Here is an 18,972-nt window from a genome sequence, read left to right as displayed (position 1 = left end):
TCGGTGACGCCGGACGCCGGTGCGGGACAGCACGAAGGTGACCACCAGCAGCAGCAGGATGACCAGCGGGATGGCGTACGGGATGCCGGCCAGGTCGACCGCCGCCGACAGCGCCCGGTCCTGGCTCAGGATCCAGGTCACGCCCAGCACCACCACGGCCATGAGCACCACGCGGAGGACGACCAGCACCAGCGGCTGGTGGGCCAGGTCCCGGGCCCGCTTGGCCCGCCAGCGCCAGAGCTCGATCGCGGCGTAGCCGACCGCCACCAGCACGGCCAGCGCCCAGCCGACCGTCAGCGGCAGGTTCTCGTTGGCCAGTGCGCGGATCACCGGTTCCCGCACGGGCACGGTGCCGCCCTGGCCGATCAGCCGCAGGGTCACGCCCTGCCAGCCGAGGAACAGCGCCAGGGTCACCACGAACGACGGGATCCCGACCATGCCGACCAGGCTGCCGGTGAACATCCCGATCACCGCACCGGTGACGATCGCGGCGAGCACGGCGACCGGCCAGCCGAACCCGCCCTGCACCAGCAGCTGAGCCAGGACAGCGGAGCAGACTCCGCTGACCACCCCGGCCGACAGGTCGATCTCGCCCAGCAGCAGGACGAAGACCAGGCCCATCGCCAGCACGATGATCGGGGTGGCCTGCACGGCGAGGTTGGCCAGGTTGAGCGGGGTCAGGAAGGTGCCCGGCCGCAGCACCGTGAACAGGATGCCGAGGGTGATGATGCCCAGGACGGCCGGCAGCGCCCCCAGGTCACCGCCGCGCAGCTTGTCCAGATAGCCCCGGACTGCGCCGCCGAGGGTGTTGTCCTGCCGGTCGCCCTCGAAGCCCGCGGCGGGCTTCTGCGGACCGCTCGCCTCGGCGGCGGTCAGTGTGTTGCTCGACATGACGTCCTCTCAGTCCTCGAGGTCTTCGGCCGAGAGGCCCAGGTCACCGGACTGGCCGGAGGTGATGAGCTCGATGACCTGGGTGCGGTCGACCTGGTCGATCGGGACGTCGGCGGCCACCCGGCCCAGGTAGAGCGCCGCCACCCGGTCGGCGACCTCGAACACGTCGACCATGTTGTGGGTGATGAAGACGACGGCGTGGCCGGCATCGGCCAGCCGGCGGACCAGGTCCAACACCTGCCGGGTCTGGGCGACCCCCAGCGCGGCGGTCGGCTCGTCGAGGATGACGAGCTTGGACTCCCAGAGGACCGCCTTGGCGATGGCGACCGTCTGCCGCTGGCCACCGGAGAGGCTGGACACCAGCTGCCGGACGGACTTCAGTGTGCGGACCGACAGCTTGCCGAGGGTGTCCCGCGCGGCCTCCTCCATGGACTGCTCGTCGAGCAGGATCCCGCGCTTGCGCTCCCGGCCCAGGAACATGTTCTGGACGACGTCGAGGTTGTCGGCGAGCGCGAGGTCCTGGTAGACGACCTCGATCCCCAGCCGGGCGGCGTCCCGGGGGCTGTGCAGGGTGACCTTCTCGCCCTCGAACCCCACCTCGCCCGAGTCGAACGGGTGAATGCCGGCGATGCCCTTGATCAGCGTGCTCTTGCCCGCTCCGTTGTCACCGACCAGCGCGGTGACCTTCCCGGGGTAGACGGTGAGGTGGACGTCGTGCAGCACCTGGACGGCGCCGAAGCTCTTGTCCACCCCGCGCAGTTCGAGGGTGGGCCGGCCGACGGTCGTGGTGCCGTGATCGCGCTCTGGAGCGGACACGTGGGTCCCTTCCTGCCTGGACAGGCCGACAGGGGCGCCCCCCCGGAGAGGGCGCCCCTGCTGACGGTGGACTACTGGATGCCGAGCTCGGTGCAGGCGGCGGCGTACTCACCGGTGCACAGGTCGGCGGCGTCGACGAAGCCGTCGTCGACGACCTGCTTGACGTTGTCCCGGAAGACCGAGACCGGGTCCAGCAGCACGGCCGGGACGGTGCGACCACCCTCGACGTCCTCGACCTCGCCGTCGACCTCCGGGCTCTCGCCGTTGACCAGCGCGACCGCGAGGTCGGCCAGGGCGGTGGCCTCCGCCTCGATCGGCTTGTAGACGGTCATGCACTGGTTGCCGGCCAGGATGTTCTGCAGGCCCTCGGTGGTGGCGTCCTGCCCGGTCACCGGCACGGTGCCGGCGACGTTGTTGCGGCCCAGGATGGAGATGACCGCGTTGGCGAGGCCGTCGTTGGCGGCGAGCACGCCCTGGATGTCGCCCCCGGCCTGGGTGTACATCTGCTCGAAGATCGTCGCGGCCTGCTGGTTGTCCCACTCGGGCACGGCCTGCTCGGCGACCTGGGTGTACTGGGTCATCGGGTCGAGCACCTCGTGGGCGCCCTCGGAGAACAGCGTGGCGTTGTTGTCGTCCGGCGAGCCGTTGAGGAAGGCGATGTTCGCCGGCTCGTCGCCGAGACACTGGGCCAGGCCCTCGCCCTGCAGGCGGCCGACCTCGGTGTTGTCGAAGGAGACGTAGTAGTCCGACTCCCCACCGAGGGTGAGCCGGTCGTAGTCGATCGTCTGCACGCCCTGCTGCTCGGCCTGGCGCTGGATGGCGGCACCGGAGGCGGAGTCCAGGTTCGTGATCGCCAGGACGGTCACGCCGCCGGTGATCATCTGCTCGGCGATCGTCGCCATCCGCTGGGCGTCGCCCTGGGCGTTCTGGATGTCGGCCTCGACACCGGCCTCCTCGAAGGCGGCCTCCAGCAGCGGGCGGTCTGCACTCTCCCAGCGGGCCGAGGACGCGGTGTCGGGGAGGATCACCCCCACCTTGCCGGCGGCCTCGGCGGCGTCCCCGCCACCGCCACCGCCGCCGCCGGAGTCGTCGCTGCCGCAGGCGGCCATCGAGAAGACGAGTGAGGCTGCGAGAGCAGTCATCAGGGTGCGCTGTCGCGCCATGTTCGACCTGCCGTTCCGTCGTTGGATCCGGGAGATTTCCGGAAGGGATCGTGTCTGCCCCCAGGTGTGACTGCAAGCACATGCCAGCACTGTTGCCGGACCGTGATCCGGAACGGCCTGGTCACCCCGGCGGGTGTGGAGCCTCCGGTTACCAGCGGGTAACTTCGGGTCGCCGCCTCGCTCGGGCGGCACCGAACTCATCGCGGAGGTCCTGTGTCATCTGCAGAGCGACGACCACGCTCGTTGCGTGAGGTCGTCTTCGTCGACGGCGTCCGCACCCCGTTCGGCAAGGCGGGCCCCACGGGCATCTACGCCGAGACCCGCGCCGACGACCTCGTCGTGCGCTGCATCCGCGAGCTGCTGCGCCGGAACCCGTCGCTGCCGGCCGAGCGGGTGGACGAGGTGGCCATCGCCGCCACCACCCAGATCGGCGACCAGGGCCTGACCATCGGCCGCACCGCCGCGCTGCTGGCCGGGCTGCCGAAGAGCGTGCCCGGCTTCGCGATCGACCGGATGTGCGCCGGGGCGATGACCGCCGTGACCACCACCGCGTCGGGCATCGCCTTCGGCGCCTACGACGTCGCGATCGCCGGCGGGGTCGAGCACATGGGCCACCACCCGATGGGCGAGGGCGTCGACCCGAACCCGCGGTTCGTCAGCGAGAGGATCGTCGACGACTCCGCGCTGGTGATGGGCTCCACCGCGGAGAACCTGCACGACCGGTTCCCGCACCTGACCAAGGAGCGGGCCGACGCGTTCGCGGTGGCCAGCCAGCAGAAGTACGCCGCAGCGGTGGCCACGGGCCAGATCGGCCCGGAGCTGGTGCCCGTGGCGACCCGCTCGGCCGAGGCCGGCTGGGGCCTGGCCACCGTCGACGAGCCGCCGCGGCCGAACACCACGCTCGAGGGCCTGTCGACGCTGAAGACGCCGTTCCGCCCACACGGTCACGTCACCGCCGGCAACGCCGCCGGGCTGAACGACGGCGCCACCGGGTGCCTGCTCGCCGCCGAGGAGGTCGCCGAGGAGCTGGGGCTCGACGTCGGCATGCGGCTGGTCGGCTTCGGCTTCGCCGGGGTCGAGCCCGAGGTGATGGGCGTGGGCCCGATCCCGTCGACGGAGAAGGCGCTGGCCCGCACCGGGCTGACCATCGACGACATCGGTCTGTTCGAGCTCAACGAGGCCTTCGCCGTCCAGGTGCTGGCGTTCCTGGACCACTTCGGCGTCGCCGACGACGACGCACGGGTCAACCCCTGGGGCGGCGCGATCGCCGTGGGTCACCCGCTGGCCTCCTCGGGCGTGCGGCTGATGACGCAGCTGTCCCGGCAGTTCGCCGAGCGACCCGACGTGCGCTACGGCCTCACCGCCATGTGCATCGGCATCGGCATGGGCGGCACCGTCATCTGGGAGAACCCGAACTGGGAAGGTGCAGCGAAGTGAGTGCAGTGTTCGCCGACGAGGTCCTCACCGTCGCCAAGGTGCGGTACCTGCGGGTGCCCGGGCTGGCCGGTGAGCTGGCGCTGATCACGCTGGACAACGGGCACGACCACACCCGGCCCTCCACGTTCGGCCCCGGCGGGCTCGCCTCGCTGGACACCGCCCTGGACGAGATCGCCGCCCACTCCTCCGCCCCGGCGGCCATCGCCGTCACCGGGAAGCCGTTCATCTTCGCCGTCGGCGCCGACCTCTCCGGCGTCCCGTCGATCACCTCGGCCGCCGACGCCCGGGAGATCGCCGAGACCGGGCACCGGGTGTTCCGCCGGCTCAAGGAGTCGACGATCCCGACGTTCGCGTTCGTCAACGGCGCGGCGATGGGCGGTGGCCTGGAGCTGGCGCTGCACTGCCACCACCGGACGATCGCCAGCACCGCCGTCGTCGCCTTCCCCGAGGTCTTCCTCGGCCTGGTGCCCGGCTGGGGCGGCACCCAGCTGCTCCCGGAGCTGATCGGCATCGACGCCGCGGTCACCGTGATCGTGGAGAACGCGCTGGCGCAGAACAAGGTGACCCCGGCACCGAAGGCCGCTGAGCTGGGCATGGCCGACGCGGTGTTCGAGCCGGCTGACTTCCTGGAGCGTTCGCTGGCATGGGCGGCCGGGGTGCTCAGCGGGGACGTCGCCGTCCGCCGTCCCGAGGTCGATCGGACGGCCTGGGACGACGCGATCTCCCGCGCCCGGCAGCTCGTCGCCGCCCGCACCCGCAACGCCTCCCCCGGGGCGCTGCGTGCGGTGGAGCTGCTGGACCTGGCCCGGGCCGGCGACGCCGGCTTCACCACCGGGACGGCGGCCGAGGACGACGCGCTCACCGACCTGCTGATGAGCGACGAGCTGCGGGCCGGCCTGTACGCCTTCGACCTGGTCAACAAGCGGGCCAAGCGTCCCGCCGGTGCGCCGGACCGGAAGCTGGCCCGGAAGGTGACGAAGGTCGGCGTCGTCGGTGCCGGGCTGATGGCCTCCCAGCTGGCGCTGCTGTTCGTGCGCCGGCTCGAGGTGCCCGTGGTGCTCACCGACGTCGACCAGGCCCGCGTCGACAAGGGCGTCGGCTACGTGCACGGCGAACTGGAGAAGCTGGCCGGCCGCGGGCGGCTCTCCCCCGACGCCCTCAACCGGCTGAAGGGCCTGGTCACCGGCTCGCTGGACAAGGGCACCTTCGCCGACGCCGACCTGGTCATCGAGGCGGTGTTCGAGGAGCTGTCGGTCAAGCAGCAGGTGTTCGCCGAGGTGGAGGCAGTGGTGAGGCCGGAGTGCGTGCTGGCCACCAACACCTCGGCGCTGTCGGTGACCGAGATGGCCGCGCGGCTGCAGCACCCCGAGCGGGTCGTCGGCCTGCACTTCTTCAACCCGGTCGCGGTCCTGCCGCTGCTGGAGGTGGTGCGCGCCGAGCGCACCGACGACGCCACGCTGGCCACCGCCTTCGCCGTCGGCAAGCAGCTCGGCAAGTCCTGCGTGCTGGTCGCCGACGCCCCGGCGTTCGTCGTGAACCGGCTGCTCACCCGGTTCCTCGGCGAGGTCACCGCGGCCGTGGACGCCGGCACGCCGGTCGCGGTCGCGGAGACGGCGCTGGAGCCGCTGGGCCTGCCGATGACGCCGTTCGAGCTGCTGACGCTGGTCGGTCCGCCGGTCGCGCTCCACGTGGCGGAGCGGATGCACGAGGCGTTCCCCGACCGCTTCGGCGTCGGCGCGGGCCTGCGTCGGATGGTCGAGCTGGGCAAGACCTCGGTCTTCACCGAGCCCGGCGTCATCGACCCCGAGCTCGCCGGCATCGACGCGGGTGACTCCCCGCTGACCGCCGACGAGCTGCGCTCGCGGGCCGAGCGGGCGCTGGCCGAGGAGATCGGGCTGATGCTCGACGAGGGCGTCGTCCAGGCCGTGCAGGACATCGACCTGGCGATGCTGCTCGGCGCCGGCTGGCCGTTCTGGCTGGGCGGGATCTCCGCCCACCTGGACCGGGCCGGGGTGTCGGCGGCCGTCACCGGTTCGCGGTTCCTCCCCAGGGGCGTGGCCTCGCTCCCCGCCTGAGGTCGGACCCCCTGGGATCAGGTCACCTGGTCCCAGGGGCGCCTACCTGGTGGCAGACCGCGCGGTAGGTGCCCACACGACCAGGTCACCTGATCCTGGGGGTGCCGCCGCGGAAGGCGGTCAGCGGAACTTGTGGGTGAGGCTGTCCATCGTGCGGTCCACCGAGGCGATCTTCACGTGCGAGATGCCGGCCTTCGCGCCGGCGGCGATCATTGCGTCGTGCGCGGCCCGCAGGGTCGCCCACACCGTGTCGGCGTCACCCTCCAGCGTGGTGCCCAGCGCGCCGACCTCGGCGCGCAGCCCGGAGGCCTGGATCACCCGGATCGCCGCCTCGACGAAGGCGTGCGGGTCGTCGGGGGTGCCGGGTGGCGACGGTGCGACCTGGATCTCGGCGATGACCTGATCGGTCACTGCTGACCCTCGGCACCCTCGGGCTGCGGCTCGGTCGTCGCCGCGGCGCGGTCGGCGACCCGGGCGGCCCACTCGACGATGCGGCGGGCGACGTCCTGCTCGGTGAGGCCGACGTCGGCCAGCACCTGACCCCGGCTGCCGTGCTCGAAGAACTGCTGCGGCAGGCCGAGCGTGCGCACCGGCACGTCGCAGTCGGCGTCCTGCAGTGCCTGCGACAGCAGCGTGCCCACCCCGCCGGCCCGGCCGCCGTCCTCGACGGTGACCACCAGCCGGTGCTCGCCGGCCAGCGCGACCAGCTCGTCGGCGACCGGCATCACCCAGCGCGGGTCGACGACGGTGACCTCGATGCCGTGGTCGGCGGCGCGCTCGGCGACCGCCAGGCACATCGGCACCAGGGAGCCGACGGCGACCAGCAGCACCTCGGGGGCCGCCCCCCGGCGCAGCACGTCGACCCGGCCGCGCCGCTCGAGCGCCGGCACCTCCGGCGGCAGCGCGCCCTTCGGGAAGCGGATGACGGTGGGCCCGTCGGAGACCTGCACCGACTCGCGGAGCGCCTCGCGCATCGTCGCCTCGTCCCGCGGCGCCGCCAGCTGCAGCCCCGGGACGATCGAGCAGATCGACATGTCCCACATGCCGTTGTGCGAGGCGCCGTCGGAGCCGGTCACGCCGGCCCGGTCGAGGACCAGGGTGACCGGCTGGCCGTGCAGCGCGACGTCCATCAGCAGCTGGTCGAAGGCGCGGTTCAGGAAGGTCGAGTAGATGGCGACGACGGGGTGCAGGCCGCCCATCGCGAGCCCGGCGGCCGAGGTGAGCGCGTGCTGCTCGGCGATGCCGACGTCGTAGGTGCGCTCCGGGAACCGCTCGGCGAACGGCGCGAGCCCGGTGGGGTGCAGCATCGCCGCGGTGATCGCCACGACGTCGGAGCGCTCGGTGCCGATCCGCACCAGCTCGTCGGCGAAGACGTCGGTCCACTCCGGGCCCTTGGCGGCCGAGGAGAGCCCGCTGTCGGGCTCGAAGACCCCGGTGGAGTGCCAGGCGTCGATCGTGTCGGTCTCCGCCGGCGGGTAGCCGAAGCCCTTGGTCGTGACGGCGTGCACGATGACCGGCCCACCGAAGGAGCGTGCCCGGCGCAGCGCCGACTCCATCATCTCCACGTCGTGGCCGTCGACCGGGCCGACGTACTTCATGCCGAGGTCCTCGAACATGCCCTGCGGGGCCAGGACGTCCTTGAGCCCCTTCTTGATCGCGTGCAGGGCGTCGTAGAGCTTCGTGCCGACGACGGGTGCCCGGTGCAGGGCCTGGCGGACGGCGGCCAGCGCCTCCTCGTACCCCGGGCGGAGCCGCAGCGTCGCGAGCGCGTCGGCCACCCCACCGATCGTCGGGGAGTAGGAGCGGCCGTTGTCGTTGACGACGATGACAACGGGGCGGTCCTGCGCGGCGGCGATGTTGTTCAGCGCCTCCCAGGCCATGCCACCGGTGAGCGCGCCGTCGCCGATCACCGCGACCACGGGGCGGACGTCACCGCGGACGGCGAACGCCTTGGCCAGCCCGTCGGCGTAGGACAGCGACGTCGAGGCGTGGCTGTTCTCCACCCAGTCGTGCTCGCTCTCGGCCCGGCTGGGGTAGCCGGACAACCCGTTCCGCTGGCGGAGCTGGGCGAAGCCGTCGAGCCGGCCGGTGAGCAGCTTGTGCACGTAGGCCTGGTGTCCGGTGTCGAAGATGACCGGCTCGCGCGGGGACTCGAAGACCCGGTGGACGGCGATGGTCAGCTCGACCGCGCCGAGGTTGGGCCCCAGGTGGCCGCCGGTCTTGGCGACCGCGGCCACCAGCGCGTCGCGGATCTCGCCGGCCAGCGCCGGCAACTGGTCGGGGCGCAGTGCCCGGAGGTCGGCGGGCCCGGTCAACGAGCTGAGCAACGACACGACGGGGCAGGGTCCTCTCGACGTCGGCGGCGTCCGGTGGGGCGCAACCGGTGAAACCCCACTGTAACGGCGAACCGGCCACCTGCCCCCTGGGCAGCGGACCTAGAGCCGGGGCACCCAGCGTTCGCCGCGCAACGCCCCGGCGACCACCTCGACCCCGCGTGCGGCCCGGGTGAGCCGGGCGCCCTCCCGCTCGTAGGCGCTGATCGCGGCCTCTATCGCCTCCGGTGGCAGCTGGTCGGCGAGCTCCACCCGCACGGTGCGCCAGCCGGCCCGCGCCGCCTCGAGCCCCGCGGCGACGTGGTCACCGGCGAACCGGGCCAGCAGCACCGGGTAGCGGCGCAACACCTCGTGGGACCGGTAGTCCGGTGGCACGAGGTCGAACAGCCAGCTGACCGCGGTCCGCTCCCAGTCCGGGGCGCCGGGCGACCAGACCTCGTCCGGCCAGCCCGGGGGCAGTGCGACGTCCACCGGGTCAGTGTGCGCGGACATCGCGGCGACCTCGACCGCGGATCGCACGTGTGTTCGAAGCGTGACCTGGCGGACCCGATGGGCGACGGGTCCCGGCGAACGATCATGGAGCCGGCGGGGCGGCTCGCCGACCCCCCTCGGCGGGTCGCCACCGGAACTCCATGATCGAGCGCCCCCAGGGCCCCGACGTCCTCACGCGGCGGTCGGTGCAGCTACCGGCAGTCGACGGTGGCGTTCCCGCTCGGAGTCACTCGCAGACTCCCGGAACTCGACTCCTCCTCGGAGTCGGGCATCAGCCAGCACGGCACCGTGAGACGGAGACCGTTCCGCGGCATGACGAACCCCTCGCCGTCCTCCGCGGAGATCCCGCGGAACTGACATCGGTAGCTGGTCGTCACGCCGTCCTCGACCTTGCGCTGCACCAGCCTGCCCTGCTCGTGGACACCGCTCCCGAGAAGGGTGCCGCCGAGCCGGCACGTGTCCTCGCCGTCGATCGTGACGATCTGCAGGACGTGATCAGCGTGGGCGGGCGTGGCCACGGCGATGCTGAGACCGGCGCCCACCAGGGCGGCGGAGAACAGGCGTCGAATGCGCAAGAGAAGTCCCTTCATCGAGGTCACGCGATCCACGGCGACCAGGGCGGTCAGTCTCCGGGTGGTCACCGGTTCCGCCAGGCCGGTCGGTGGCGGACTCTCGACCCGCGCGGAACGTCGTGGCGCAGCGTCGCCATCCGTCACCGCAGCGCTGCACGTCCTCGTGGACACCACCGGGGGCCGCGGTGTTCGACCCCCGCTGGGGGACCGGTTCCGACGGACGGTGATGGGCGAGAGCGGACGCAGCGGATCGCACGCCTGTCCGGACCGTGACCTGTCGGTGCCGCGCCGTACGGTCCCCGGCGTGACCGAGCCCGGCGACGCCACCGACCACCTGGCCGAGACCCGCGCCGCCTACGACACCGTGGCGCCCTCCTACGAGGAGCTGCTGCGGACGGCGCTGGCGGAGAGCCCGATGGACCGGGCGCTGCTCGGCGTCTTCGCCGAGCAGGTGCTCGCCGCCGATGGCGGCCGGTCGGCGACCTCGGCTGCGGACCGGGCCGGATCACCGGCCACCTGCACGCCCTGGGCGTCGAGGTGTTCGGCGTCGACCTCTCCCCCGGCATGGTCGAGGTGGCCCGCAGGTGCCACCCGCACCTGCGCTTCGAGGTCGGCTCTCTGACCGCCTTGCCCCTGCCGGACGGCGGGCTGGCCGGTGCGCTCGCCTGGTACTCCGTGATCCACACGCCGCCGGAGCACCAGCCACGGGTGTTCAGCGAGCTGGCCCGCGTCCTGCGGCCGGATGCACCACTGCTGCTGGCGTTCCAGGCCGCCGCCGACGAGCCGGTGCACCACCGGCAGGGCTACGGGCACGACATCTCGCTGCACGGCTGGCGGCTGGACCCCGACCGGGTCGAGCGACAGCTGAGCGAGGCCGGTCTGGACGTGCGCGCCCGGGTGGTCCGCGAGCCGGAACCGTCGGTGTACGAGAAGAGCCCCCAGGCCTACCTGCTGGCCGTGCGGGCCTGACCAGGCGAGGGACGGCCGGCCCGGTGCAGCGTCCACAGCCGGGAGCGGGCGACCCCGGCGAGCAGGACCCCGAACGCCGCGGACGACCAGTTGCCGTCGGTCGCGTTGGCCACGACGGTCCCGACGTCGACCGAGCGACCTGATCGCCCGAGCCGACGAACAGACCCGGACCAGCTACCACGCCCGAGTGAGAGCGGACCCGGTCGCGGTACGGCAGACGCTTCCAGACGCCGATGACAGTCGTGACCCAGGACACACGGATCGACCGACAGGCCGACCTGGGGACGCCTGATCCGCACGCACTCGGCAGCACTGGAGGCACTGACGTGACCACCTACCGCAACGTCCGCGACCTGCTCACCGAAGCCGTACACGAGGCGTTCCTGCTCGCCGACTTCCTCATCCGCAAGGCCGACGACCGGTGGGTGCTGCCGCGCGAGGACGCCGCTCGCAGCCCGCTCTGACCCGCTCGCCTACGCCCTGACCAGCAGGGCGACGCACTCCACGTGGGCGGTCATCGGAAAGCAGTCGAACGCCCGCAGGTCCGCCAGCCGGTAGCCCGCCTGCCCGAACGCGGCGACGTCGCGAGCCAGGGACGCCGGGTCGCAGGCCACGTAGACCACGGCGCGGGCCCCGGCACCGGCGAGCACCCGGCTGACGTCCTGCCCGGCACCCGCCCGCGGCGGGTCCAGCACGACGACGTCCGGCCGGCCGAGGTCGCCGAGCAGCTCGGTGAGCCCGGCAGCGTCCACGTCGCCCTGCCAGACCTCGGCCTGCGGCAGGTCGGCGAGGTTCGCGTCGGCAGCGGCGCAGGCCGCGGCGTCGGACTCCACGCAGACCACCCGGCCCGCGGCGCCCACCCCGGGCGCCAGCGCCCCACCGAACAGGCCGGCACCGGCGTAGAGGTCCAGCACCGTCTCCCCCGGCTGCACCGCGGCGAAGCCGAGGACGGCGCCCACCAGTGCGTCGGCGGCGGCCGGGTGCACCTGCCAGAAACCGGTGCCCTCGACCTCCCAGTCCCGGCCACCGGCGGTCCGCTGCGCCCGCCCGGCCGGCTCCTCGGGCACCTCGGCGCCGGGCCGCAGCACCTGGGTCTCCAGCGGCCGGCCGCGGCGGTCCAGCGTCGTCGTCGTCACCACACCGGCCGAGTCGAGGGCGACGTCCACGGCACCGGCGTCCAACCAGCGCCGGGCCAGCACCGCCTGGGCAGCGGGCTCGGCGGTGATCGGGCAGTCGTCGAGCGGGACGACGTCGTGCGAGCGGTGCCGGCGCAACCCGGGCGAGCCCGTGCGGTCGACGGCGAACCGCGCCCGGGACCGCCAGCGCAGCGGCCCACCGGGCAGCGCCTCGACGGTGACGTCGACGTCCAGCCCGGCGAGCCGGGACAGCTGCTCGCGGACGACGTCGGCCTTGAGCCCGAGCTGGCCGGCGCGGCTGACGTGCTGCCAGTCGCACCCCCCGCACCGCCCGGGGCCGCTGTACGGGCACGGCCGCTCCACCCGGTCCGGCGCCGGCTCCAGCACCTCGACGGCGTCGCCGCGGCAGAAGCCCTTCTGCCGGTCCTCGGTCACCTCGACGACCACCCGCTCGCCGGGCAGCGTGTGCCGGACGAAGACGACGCGGCCCTCGTGCCGGGCCACGCAGTGCCCGCCGTGCGCGACCGGGCCGACGGTCACCTCGAAGCGCCGGCCCACCCAGCCGCCACGCGAGTCGGGGGCCTGGCGCTGCGGGCGGGCAGCAGGACGGCGACGGCGCTCAGCCATAGGGGGTCTGCTCGGCCTCGGAGGTCAGTCCGCGTCGCAGGTCGCCAGGGATCGGGCCGCCGCCGTTCCCGCCGTCGCGGTCGTGCGAGCCCTCCAGCTGCCACGGCACGCTGGTGATCATCACCCCGGGCAGGAACTGCAGTCGGGTGCGCAGTCGCAGCGCGCTCTGGTTGTGCAGCAGGTTCTCCCACCAGTGGCCCAGCACGTACTGCGGCACGAAAACCACGACCAGGTCCCTCGGGCCGGCGCGCCGGATGTCCTTGACGAAGTCCAGGACGGGGCGGGTGATCTCCCGGTACGGCGACTCCAGCACGGTCAGCGGCAGCGGGATGTCGTAGCGCTCCCAGTCCCGCTGGAGTGCGCGGGTGTCTGCGTCGTCCACGTTGACCGTCAGCGCGGTCAGGACGTCGGGCCTGGTCGCGCGGGCGAAGGCCAGCGCCCGCAGCGTTGGCTTGTGCACCTTGGACACCAGGACGACCGCGTGCACCCTGCTGGGCTTGGTCCGCGCGTCGCTGTCGGGCACCAGCTGCGCGGCCACCTGCGAGTAGTGCCGGTTGATCCCGCGCATCAGCAGGAAGATCACCGGCATCGCGGCGAGCACGATCCACGCCCCGCCGGTGAACTTGGTGACCACGACGATGAACAGGACGACGCTGGTCAGCGTGCCGCCGACGGCGTTGATCAGCCGGGAGCGCTGCATGCGACCGCGGGCGGCGGGCTCGGTCTCGCTGCGCAGCTCGCGGTTCCAGTGCCGCACCATGCCCCACTGGCCGATCGAGAAGCTGGTGAAGACGCCCACGATGTACATCTGGATCAGCTGGGTGGAGTCGGCCTCGAAGACGATCAGCAGCAGGATCGCGAAGCCGGCGAGCAGCAGGATCCCGTTGCTGTAGACCAGCTTGTCGCCGCGGGTGTGCAGCTGGCGGGGCATGAACCGGTCCTGCGCGAGCACCGAGCCCAGCAGCGGGAAGCCGTTGAAGGCCGTGTTGGCCGCCAGGATCAGCACCAGCGCCGTCGCCGCCTGGACGAGGTAGAAGCCGATGGAGTCCGCGCCGCCGAAGGTCGCCGCCGCCACCTGCGCGATCACGGTCCGCTGCGGCTGGTTCTCGCAGTCGAAGCCCACCAGGTCGCAGGCGTTCTCCACGTACTTCACGTCGGCCAGCAGGGCCATCGCCGTGACGCCGGCGAACATCGTGGCCGCGATGCCGCCCATCAGCGCCAGCGTCGTCGCCGCGTTCCGGCTCTTCGGTGGGCGGAACGCCGGCACACCGTTGGCGATCGCCTCCACCCCGGTGAGCGCCGTGCACCCGGAGGCGAAGGCCCGCAGCACGAAGAAGATCAGCGCCAGGCCGGTCACCTGCTCGTAGCCCGGTTCGGGCTCGATCGCGTAGCCCGCGCTCTCGGCCACCACGTCGCCGCCGGTGACGAGCTCCCGGATCAGCCCGGTGCCGATCATCACCAGGATGCAGGCGATGAACGCGTACGTCGGGAAGGCGAAGGTCTTCCCCGACTCCCGCACCCCGCGCAGGTTCACCGCCACGAGCAGGGCCACCAGCCCGACGGAGATGAGGACCCGGTGCTCGGCGAGCTCCGGGAACGCGGAGATGATGTTGTCCGTGCCGGAGCTGACCGACACCGCGACGGTGAGCACGTAGTCGACGAGCAGCGCGCTGGCGACGACCAGGCCGGCGAACTGGCCGTGGTTCTTCATCGCCACCTCGTAGTCGCCGCCGCCCGAGGGGTAGGCGTGCACCACCTGGCGGTAGGAGAGGACGACGACGGTCAGCAGCAGGACCACGAGCGCGGCCAGCCACGGGGTGAGGAAGAGGAACGTCGTCCCGGCCAGCGTCAGGAAGATGAGGATCTCCTGCGTCGCGTAGGCGACGGAGGAGAGCGGGTCGCTGGCGAAGATCGGCAGTGCGAGGTGCTTGGGCAGCAACGACTCACCGGCGCGGTCGCTGCGGACCGGCCGGCCGAGGACGAGCCGTTTCGGGAGTTGTCCGAGGTCGGACAGGCTTGGCACGGCGGCGATGGTACGGACGCTGAGCCCACCGTTGGGCCGGAACGGGGCGACCTCACTCACACGGGCTGCGCACTCGGCGATCCGGCCCCCGCTGTGCCACGACGGGCCCGCTTCGGGTGTACGTTCGCGCGCTGTACGCCCCGGCGGTCCGCAGGGGCGGCACGGATGCAGCAGACGGGGTGGGACACAGGTGCACGTGGTCGTGATGGGCTGCGGCCGCGTCGGCTCGGCGATCGCCCGGCGACTCGAGGTGATCGGCCACAGCGTCGCGGTGATCGACCAGGACCCCGAGGCCTTCCGCCGGCTCGGTCCCGAGTTCGGCGGCCGCCAGGTGACCGGGCTCGGCTTCGACCGGCAGACCCTGCTGGACGCAGGCATCGACTCCGCCGGGGCGTTCGCCGCCGTGAGCAGCGGGGACAACTCCAACATCATCGGCGCCCGCGTCGCCCGTGAGACGTTCGGCGTCGAGCACGTCGTCGCCCGGATCTACGACTCCAAGCGGGCCGAGGTGTACGAGCGGATGGGCATCCCCAGCGTCGCCACCGTGCCGTGGACGGTCGGCCGGCTGATGCGGGAACTGCTCTCGGTGAAGGTGACCGAGATCTGGCGGGAGCCCACCGGCAAGGTGCTGCTCATGCGGATCACCGTCACCGACGGCTGGGTCGGCCGGCCGCTGGCCGAGCTGGAGAAGGCCTCCGGTGCCCGGGCGGCCTGGCTGGTGCGCTTCGGTGAGGCGCAGCTCATCACCCCGACCACGGTGCTGCAGACGGGCGACCACCTCGTCGTCGCCGCCACCGACGAGCTCACCGAGCGGGTGCACCAGGCCGTCGAGCAGGGTCACACCGGAGGGCAGCGCTGATGCGCGTCGCCATCGTCGGGGCCGGCGCGGTCGGCCGGTCCATCGCCACCGAACTGCTGGGCAACGGCCACGCCGTGATGCTCATCGAGAAGAACGGCTCCCGGGTCAAGCCCCGGGCGGTGCCGGGCGCCGAGTGGGTCCAGGCCGACGCCTGTGAGGTCTCCTCCCTGGAGGAGGCCCAGCTGGCCACCTGTGACGTGGTCATCGCCGCCACCGGTGACGACAAGGCCAACCTGGTCGTCTCGCTGCTGGCCAAGACCGAGTTCGCGGTTGCCCGCGTGGTGGCCCGGGTCAAGGACCCACGCAACGAGTGGCTCTACACCGAGTCGTGGGGCGTGGACGTCGCCGTCTCGACTCCCCGGGTGCTCGCCGCCCTGGTGGAGGAGGCGGTCACGGTGGGCGACGTCGTCCGGCTGATGAGCTTCCGCAAGGGCGCGGCGAACCTGGTCGAGATCACCCTCGCCGACGACACCCCGTGGGTGGGCCGGCCGGTGCGCGAGGTGCCGCTGCCCCGGGAGACCGTGCTCACCACCATCCTGCGTGGCGACCGCGTCATCGCCCCCGACCCCGACGAGCCGCTGGAGGCCGGGGACGAACTGCTGTTCGTCGCCCACGGCGACATCGAGGAGCAGCTGCAGACGATCATGTGCCCCGACGGGAGCTGTTGAGCGACCCACCCGCAGCGGTGGCCGTCAGGCGGTGGAGCGGTCCTCGGGCTCTGCCGGGTCCTCGACGAGCGGCGGCTCGGAGCGGTGCCGGTGCAGCCGGGCCACCACCCACAGGGTCACCACGAGCTGGGCCGCGGTCAGCGGCAGGCCCAGCACCAGCGAGGACGTCGCCAGCAGCTCGACCTCGTCGCGCAGGTAGAAGAACCCCTGGACGGCGGCCCGCAGCAGGAACACCGCCGCCCACAGCACGGTCAGCCAGCTGTAGGCCCGCAGCATCCGCGGGTCCTCGCGCCAGTGCCGCTCCGGCTCGGGGTCCGGAGCCCGGGCGCCGGACACCACCGGCACGGTGGCGCCCCCCTCCACCGGCACGGGCGTCGCGGCTGGGTCCCGGCGCGCGCGACCGCGCAGCGACGGCAGCCGGTGGGCGGACATCGCCCCGAGGTGGCTCGGCGCCAGGAACTCGGCGATCACCCCCACCAGCGGACGGCGGAAGAGGATCGAGCCGAGCAGGATCACGGCTATCACGGCGCCGCGCACGATGCCCAGCACGAAGAAGTCCCGGGCCTGCCCGGAGTACGCGGTGATCGCCACGGCCACGGCGACGGCGAACAGCCCGCTGACGGCCTGCTGGATGCCCTCCCGGCGGACCAACCGCAGCAGGAAGACCAGCACCGCCGCGACCAGGGCCGCCCAGATGCCGACGGTCAGGCCGCCCACGGAGTTGGCCACGATGAACGCGATCGTGGGCAGCGAGGCGTCGACCATGCCGCGCCAGCCACCCAGCTGGTCCAGCACCAGGTGCCGGTCGAACGTCACTCCCCCGCGGTCGGGCTCGCTCACCACTGGGTCCCGCCGGGCCGTCCGGTCATGCCCGCACCGACGACCGGGTCACCCGGCGCTCAGCTCGTACCAGGGGTTGTAGATGACCTGCCGGCCCTCGAAGGCCGCGAAGCGCCCGCGTGCGGTGAGCCGGCGGCCGGGCTCGATGCCCGGGATCCGGCGGCGGCCCAGCCAGACCAGCGTGACCGACCCGGAACCGTCGAAGAGCTCGGCCTCCAGGGTGGGCACCGTCTCGCGCGGGGTGTAGACGACCGACTTCAGCCGACCGGTGACCGTCACGACCTCGCCCTTGCGGCAGGCGCTGACCGCCGAGCAGCCGGCGGACGCCACCCCGGAGCGGAGTTCCTGGGCGTCCACGGTCCGGTCGTCGGCGGTGAGCTTCTGGAGCTTGCGGGACAGCCAGCCCCGCGCGCCGGGCTCCGTGGAGGCACCGGTCCTGGTCTCGGTCACGATCCCAGGGTAGTGCCGCCGGCGGCCGCTGTCCGACGGTCGGCCAGCCAGTCCACGGTGCGTCGCCAGGCCACACCGGAGACGTCGATCACGGCCATGTGGTCACCGGGGACGACCACCACCTCGACCGTGTCCCCGAGCGCGGCCGCGGCGGCGGCGAACCGCCGGCTCTGGTCCAGCGGCACGGAGGTGTCCTCCTCCCCGTGCACGCACAGGACCGGCACCCCGGTCGGCAGCAGCCGCACCGGGTCCGCCGCGGCGTACCGGTCGGGCAGCTCCGCCGGCGTGCCGCCGAGGAAGCCGGCCGTGGCCCCGTCCCCGAGATCGGCGGCGACCGCCGCACCCAGGTCCAGCACACCGGCCTGGGCGACGACTGCGCTGACCGGCACCCGCGGGTCGGCCCCCGGCGCCCCGGCGGGCAACCGGCCGCGGCCCGCGGTCCACGCCGCGAGGTGCCCGCCCGCGGAGTGGCCCAGGACGGTGACGTCACCGAGGTCCAGGCGCGCCGCGGACGGCACGTCGGGAAGGGCGTCCACCGCAGCGGCGACGTCCTGGAGCGTGGTGGGCCAGCCCCCACCGGCACCGACCCGGCGGTACTCCACGGCCACCGCGGCCCAGCCTCGGGCGGCGAGGTCGGCGGCCAGCGGACGGGCCAGCTCGATGCCGTAGCGGGCCCGCCAGAAGCCGCCGTGCACCACCACCACGACGGGCGCCGGGCCGTCGCCGGCCGGCAGGGAGACCTCCAGGAACTGGTCGGGCCCGGGGCCGTAGTCGTGCCGGACGGGCTCGGTCACCCGACGGTCCCGGGCTCGGTGGGCGGCGCAGCGGGCGGTCGACTGGTCGGCGGCGTGGCCGGCGGCGGCGCGACCGGAGACGCGGCCGGCGGCGTCGTCGGAGGTGCTGCCGGTGCGGCGGGTCGGCGGGCGGTCGGCCGCGGGGCCTGGCCCGCGGCCTGCCGGCGGGCGACCTGCTGGGCTGCCTGCGGTGGCAGCGTCAGGGGGAGCTGTTCGCGCACGGGCATCGGCTGCGGCCCGCGGACGACGACGACGGACCGGAACGCCGCCTCCAGCGGCGCAGCCGCCTCCGGCGTGGCGGCCGCGGAGCCGCTGATCATCCCGCGGAGGAACCACCGGGGGCCGTCGACGCCCAGGAAGCGGGTGGGACGGCGCACCGGCTTGGGTGCCCCGGTCTCCCCCGGCTGCGGTGGCGCCGCGACCAGGATGGACCCGACCAGCTCAGGGCCGAACGGCCCGTCCACCTCGGTGAGCCGGCCGCCCTGCCCGCTCGCCCCGCGGGCGAGCTCGGCGCGGACGTCGTCCCACAGGCCGCCGGCACGCGGGGCGGCGAACACCGACAGCTGCAGCAGCGAGTCGCCGGCACGGAGGCTGGCCCCGACCACCTTCTGCTGGGCGTTGACGTCCACCCGCAGCTCCATGCCGGGGAGGGCCGGCAGCCGGAGGGCCCCGAGGTCGACGCGCGGCCGACCGTCCTCCGGGGCGTCGGCCTCGTCCCACGGCCCGCTGGTCGCTGTCTCCTCCCGCTCCCGCACCTGCGGTTCCGGGGGCACGCCCCGCTCCCGCAGGCTGCGGTCGATCCGGTTGCGTCGACGTCCGAACGGCAT

Annotated in this window: 20 protein-coding genes and 1 pseudogene; 7 read left to right on the top strand and 14 right to left on the bottom strand. The window is 73.3% G+C overall.

From position 1 onward, the window contains the following. Nucleotides 1–156: 156 nt before the first annotated feature. The 3 genes and pseudogenes from G5C62_RS28975 to G5C62_RS03465 form a co-directional block, all read right to left on the bottom strand. Nucleotides 157–891 (bottom strand): annotated as a pseudogene (locus tag G5C62_RS28975) (ABC transporter permease); the annotation flags it as partial. A 9-nt stretch (nucleotides 892–900) separates the two neighbouring features. Further along, on the bottom strand, nucleotides 901–1,707 hold the full coding sequence (locus G5C62_RS03470) for an ATP-binding cassette domain-containing protein (RefSeq protein ID WP_164699979.1): 807 nt from the start codon (nucleotides 1,705–1,707) through the stop codon (nucleotides 901–903). A 71-nt stretch (nucleotides 1,708–1,778) separates the two neighbouring features. Next, nucleotides 1,779–2,849, bottom strand: coding sequence for a sugar ABC transporter substrate-binding protein (locus G5C62_RS03465; protein ID WP_164699978.1), 1,071 nt, complete (start codon nucleotides 2,847–2,849; stop codon nucleotides 1,779–1,781). A 234-nt stretch (nucleotides 2,850–3,083) separates the two neighbouring features. Here G5C62_RS03465 and G5C62_RS03460 point away from each other — a divergent pair, with 234 nt between their 5' ends. Both G5C62_RS03460 and G5C62_RS03455 read left to right on the top strand, forming a co-directional pair. Then, the gene (locus tag G5C62_RS03460) at nucleotides 3,084–4,307 is read left to right on the top strand and encodes a thiolase family protein (RefSeq protein WP_164699977.1); all 1,224 of its coding nucleotides are present in this window, start codon (nucleotides 3,084–3,086) and stop codon (nucleotides 4,305–4,307) included. Then, nucleotides 4,304–6,382, top strand: a complete 2,079-nt coding sequence (locus tag G5C62_RS03455) for a 3-hydroxyacyl-CoA dehydrogenase NAD-binding domain-containing protein (RefSeq protein ID WP_206330449.1) — start codon at nucleotides 4,304–4,306, stop codon at nucleotides 6,380–6,382. The genes G5C62_RS03460 and G5C62_RS03455 overlap by 4 nt, the downstream gene beginning before the upstream one ends. A gap of 120 nt (nucleotides 6,383–6,502) precedes the next feature. On the opposite strand, the gene G5C62_RS03450 is transcribed toward G5C62_RS03455, so the two are convergent. The 4 genes from G5C62_RS03450 to G5C62_RS03435 all read right to left on the bottom strand — a co-directional run bounded on the left by G5C62_RS03450 (nucleotide 6,503) and on the right by G5C62_RS03435 (nucleotide 9,848). Next, a complete protein-coding gene (locus tag G5C62_RS03450; RefSeq protein WP_164699976.1) occupies nucleotides 6,503–6,793 on the bottom strand; it encodes a thiamine-binding protein in 291 nt (96 codons plus the stop codon). Beyond that, complete coding sequence (gene dxs / locus G5C62_RS03445; RefSeq protein ID WP_164699975.1) at nucleotides 6,790–8,715, bottom strand: 1-deoxy-D-xylulose-5-phosphate synthase; 1,926 nt, start codon at nucleotides 8,713–8,715, stop codon at nucleotides 6,790–6,792. Before dxs ends, G5C62_RS03450 begins: the two co-directional genes overlap by 4 nt. Nucleotides 8,716–8,817: 102 nt before the next feature. Next, complete coding sequence (locus G5C62_RS03440; protein WP_164699974.1) at nucleotides 8,818–9,207, bottom strand: hypothetical protein; 390 nt, start codon at nucleotides 9,205–9,207, stop codon at nucleotides 8,818–8,820. Between the two features lie 191 nt (nucleotides 9,208–9,398). Beyond that, complete coding sequence (locus tag G5C62_RS03435) at nucleotides 9,399–9,848, bottom strand: hypothetical protein (protein ID WP_164699973.1); 450 nt, start codon at nucleotides 9,846–9,848, stop codon at nucleotides 9,399–9,401. 235 nt (nucleotides 9,849–10,083) lie between these two features. Here G5C62_RS03435 and G5C62_RS27440 point away from each other — a divergent pair, with 235 nt between their 5' ends. Both G5C62_RS27440 and G5C62_RS27435 read left to right on the top strand, forming a co-directional pair. Beyond that, the gene (locus G5C62_RS27440) at nucleotides 10,084–10,401 is read left to right on the top strand and encodes a hypothetical protein (RefSeq protein ID WP_206330448.1); all 318 of its coding nucleotides are present in this window, start codon (nucleotides 10,084–10,086) and stop codon (nucleotides 10,399–10,401) included. Then, nucleotides 10,284–10,748 carry a class I SAM-dependent methyltransferase gene (locus G5C62_RS27435; protein WP_206330452.1) on the top strand — a complete coding sequence of 155 codons (465 nt, stop codon included), beginning with the start codon at nucleotides 10,284–10,286 and terminating at the stop codon, nucleotides 10,746–10,748. The genes G5C62_RS27440 and G5C62_RS27435 overlap by 118 nt, the downstream gene beginning before the upstream one ends. Here G5C62_RS27435 and G5C62_RS03425 read toward each other — a convergent pair. Next, entirely contained in the window at nucleotides 10,724–10,861 is a 138-nt protein-coding gene (locus G5C62_RS03425) for a hypothetical protein (protein WP_164699972.1), read from the bottom strand. The two genes, G5C62_RS27435 and G5C62_RS03425, sit on opposite strands and share 25 nt — an antisense overlap. Before the next feature lie 213 nt (nucleotides 10,862–11,074). Between G5C62_RS03425 and G5C62_RS03420 the strand changes: the two genes are divergently transcribed. Then, nucleotides 11,075–11,212, top strand: coding sequence for a hypothetical protein (locus G5C62_RS03420; RefSeq protein WP_164699971.1), 138 nt, complete (start codon nucleotides 11,075–11,077; stop codon nucleotides 11,210–11,212). Nucleotides 11,213–11,221: 9 nt separating this feature from the next. On the opposite strand, the gene G5C62_RS03415 is transcribed toward G5C62_RS03420, so the two are convergent. Continuing rightward, nucleotides 11,222–12,511: a class I SAM-dependent RNA methyltransferase gene (locus tag G5C62_RS03415; protein ID WP_164699970.1), complete on the bottom strand. Its 1,290-nt coding sequence runs from the start codon at nucleotides 12,509–12,511 to the stop codon at nucleotides 11,222–11,224. Further along, nucleotides 12,504–14,534: an APC family permease gene (locus G5C62_RS03410; protein ID WP_164699969.1), complete on the bottom strand. Its 2,031-nt coding sequence runs from the start codon at nucleotides 14,532–14,534 to the stop codon at nucleotides 12,504–12,506. The genes G5C62_RS03415 and G5C62_RS03410 overlap by 8 nt, the downstream gene beginning before the upstream one ends. 190 nt (nucleotides 14,535–14,724) lie before the next feature. On the opposite strand from G5C62_RS03410, the gene G5C62_RS03405 reads away from it, so the two are divergent. Together G5C62_RS03405 and G5C62_RS03400 are read left to right on the top strand one after the other, a co-directional pair. Further along, nucleotides 14,725–15,393, top strand: coding sequence for a TrkA family potassium uptake protein (locus tag G5C62_RS03405; protein WP_164699968.1), 669 nt, complete (start codon nucleotides 14,725–14,727; stop codon nucleotides 15,391–15,393). Next, on the top strand, nucleotides 15,393–16,061 hold the full coding sequence (locus G5C62_RS03400; protein ID WP_036338825.1) for a TrkA family potassium uptake protein: 669 nt from the start codon (nucleotides 15,393–15,395) through the stop codon (nucleotides 16,059–16,061). The genes G5C62_RS03405 and G5C62_RS03400 overlap by 1 nt, the downstream gene beginning before the upstream one ends. Before the next feature lie 24 nt (nucleotides 16,062–16,085). Here the strand turns inward: G5C62_RS03400 and G5C62_RS03395 are convergent, their stop codons facing one another. The 4 genes from G5C62_RS03395 to G5C62_RS03380 are packed head-to-tail and all read right to left on the bottom strand — an operon-like array spanning nucleotide 16,086 to nucleotide 18,972. After that, nucleotides 16,086–16,901 carry a DUF3159 domain-containing protein gene (locus tag G5C62_RS03395; protein WP_241175679.1) on the bottom strand — a complete coding sequence of 272 codons (816 nt, stop codon included), beginning with the start codon at nucleotides 16,899–16,901 and terminating at the stop codon, nucleotides 16,086–16,088. A gap of 48 nt (nucleotides 16,902–16,949) precedes the next feature. Then, complete coding sequence (locus G5C62_RS03390) at nucleotides 16,950–17,300, bottom strand: OB-fold nucleic acid binding domain-containing protein (RefSeq protein ID WP_036339075.1); 351 nt, start codon at nucleotides 17,298–17,300, stop codon at nucleotides 16,950–16,952. 47 nt (nucleotides 17,301–17,347) lie between these two features. Then, complete coding sequence (locus G5C62_RS03385) at nucleotides 17,348–18,145, bottom strand: S9 family peptidase (protein WP_036339078.1); 798 nt, start codon at nucleotides 18,143–18,145, stop codon at nucleotides 17,348–17,350. After that, on the bottom strand, nucleotides 18,142–18,972 hold the full coding sequence (locus tag G5C62_RS03380) for a DUF3710 domain-containing protein (RefSeq protein ID WP_164699967.1): 831 nt from the start codon (nucleotides 18,970–18,972) through the stop codon (nucleotides 18,142–18,144). Before G5C62_RS03380 ends, G5C62_RS03385 begins: the two co-directional genes overlap by 4 nt.

Source organism: Modestobacter sp. KNN46-3, assembly GCF_011039295.1.
This window is presented reverse-complemented; position numbering and strand designations above follow the sequence as displayed.